At 55.0% G+C, this 1,748-nt stretch carries 2 protein-coding genes; both read left to right on the top strand.

Annotated features, from left to right (window positions below):
• Positions 1-55 precede the first annotated feature (55 nt).
• Complete coding sequence (locus BN3772_RS30380) at positions 56-358, top strand: hypothetical protein (RefSeq protein ID WP_042204525.1); 303 nt, start codon at positions 56-58, stop codon at positions 356-358.
• Positions 355-1,748: ABC transporter ATP-binding protein (locus BN3772_RS30375; RefSeq protein ID WP_244444882.1), on the top strand; the 1,394-nt coding region annotated here is incomplete at its 3' end. The genes BN3772_RS30380 and BN3772_RS30375, both read left to right, overlap by 4 nt.

The raw sequence follows: 1,748 nt of genomic DNA, 5'->3' as shown, positions 1-1,748 counted from the left end.
GTATACATTTGTATACAATAGTGTTGTTGATAAATTGCAAAAGGAGTGACCCAAAATGAAAGAACAATGGGAACACGGCGGGCATGGTGACCGTAACTGTGAAGGCCGGCATAAAGGCAGGCATCATGACGGAGCCAAGACGTTCCGCCGCGGGCGGGCGCTGGAATTTTTGAATGTGCTTGAGGTGAAAAGAGCAACGCTGAAGCAGCAGGTGGAAGCGCCGGAATATCAGGAAATTAAGCCGGTGCTGCTCGGTGAGCTCAAGGCGGTAGAGATGGTGATTGACGAGTATACCCGGCATTTTGAGCTGCGCCGCAGGGAAGCGAATGAGACTCAGATGCCAGAAGGGGATTCATGATGTGGGAATTAAGACGTTATTTGAAGCCATATGTAAAATTTATGATTCTGGCTCCGCTGTTCATGATGCTGGAGGTCTTTTTTGACCTGCTTCAGCCCACACTGGCTGCACATATCGTTGACTACGGGATTGTGAGCCGCAACTTTAGCGTTATTGAGCGGACCGGATTTTTGATGCTGGGCGTTGCTCTGCTGGGGCTGGTTACCGGCGTGCTGTGCAACTTTTTTGCCAGCCGGGCCTCGCAGAATTTTGGCGCCGATATCCGTGAAGCGCTGTTCACGAAGGTGCAGACCTTTTCGTTCGAAAATGTTGATACCTTCAAGTCCGGCTCGCTGATGACCCGGATGACCAGCGATGTGGTACAGGTGCAGAATCTATTGCAGATGGGCCTGCAAGGCCTTGTACGTGCGCCCAGCCTGCTGGTCGGCAGCGTGGTTATGGCGCTGATTATCAACCGGCAGCTGGGGCTTATCCTGCTGGGCACGCTGATTGTCCTGATTGCTGTAGTCGCGTTGCTGATCCGTTTTTCAACTCCGATTTTTTCTGCAGTGCAGGGGAAGCTGGATGCCGTAAATACGCGGATTCAGGAAAATCTGGCGGGAATCCGGGTCGTCAAAGCGTTTGTACGCACCGGCTATGAAACAGGGCGGTTCCGCGAGGTTAACGGGGATTATACCCGGGTCTCGATCCGGGCAGCCCGCTTTATCGCGCTGAATTCGCCGATCGTCACGCTGATTATGAACGCCTGCCTTGTAACCGTGCTGCTGTACGGCGGTAACCAGGTATCGTTCGGCTCGGTTAAGGCAGGCGATCTGGTCGCCTTTGTTAACTATGTAGTTCAGGTATTATCCTCCCTGCTGATGGTCAGCAGTCTGCTGATGAACGTGTCGCAGGCCAAAGTGTCGGCTGACCGGATTCAGGAGGTACTGGCTGCGCAGCCGCATATCCGCGATGCTGAAGCAGGAGGCGCAGTGTCTCTTCCCGGCCGCAAGGTCAAGCTGGAGAATGTGTCCTTCTCCTATAACGGTTCGTCCGATCCGAAGGATCTGGTGCTGCGGGATATTAACATTGAAGCCAAGCGCGGGGAGACCGTGGCCATAATCGGGGCAACCGGCTCCGGCAAAACCACGCTCGTCCAGCTGATTCCCCGGCTCTATGACGTTACGTCAGGCTCTATTCAGCTTGACGGACAGGACATCCGTGAGCTTCCGCTGCTGGAGCTGCGGCGGCGGATCGGGATGATCCTGCAGGAATCGTTCCTGTTCACCGGCACGATCCGCGACAATATCGCCTTCGGCAAGCCCGGTGCAGCCCAGACCGAGGTAGAAGCGGCAGCGCGAATGGCCCAGGCGCATGATTTCATCAGCAGGCTGCCGGAAGGCTATGATAC

Source organism: Paenibacillus camerounensis, assembly GCF_000723885.1.
GTDB classification, from domain to species: domain Bacteria; phylum Bacillota; class Bacilli; order Paenibacillales; family Paenibacillaceae; genus Paenibacillus_AQ; species Paenibacillus_AQ camerounensis.
Note: the sequence above shows the minus strand (reverse complement) of the source record. Positions and strands in the feature narration are given on the sequence as shown.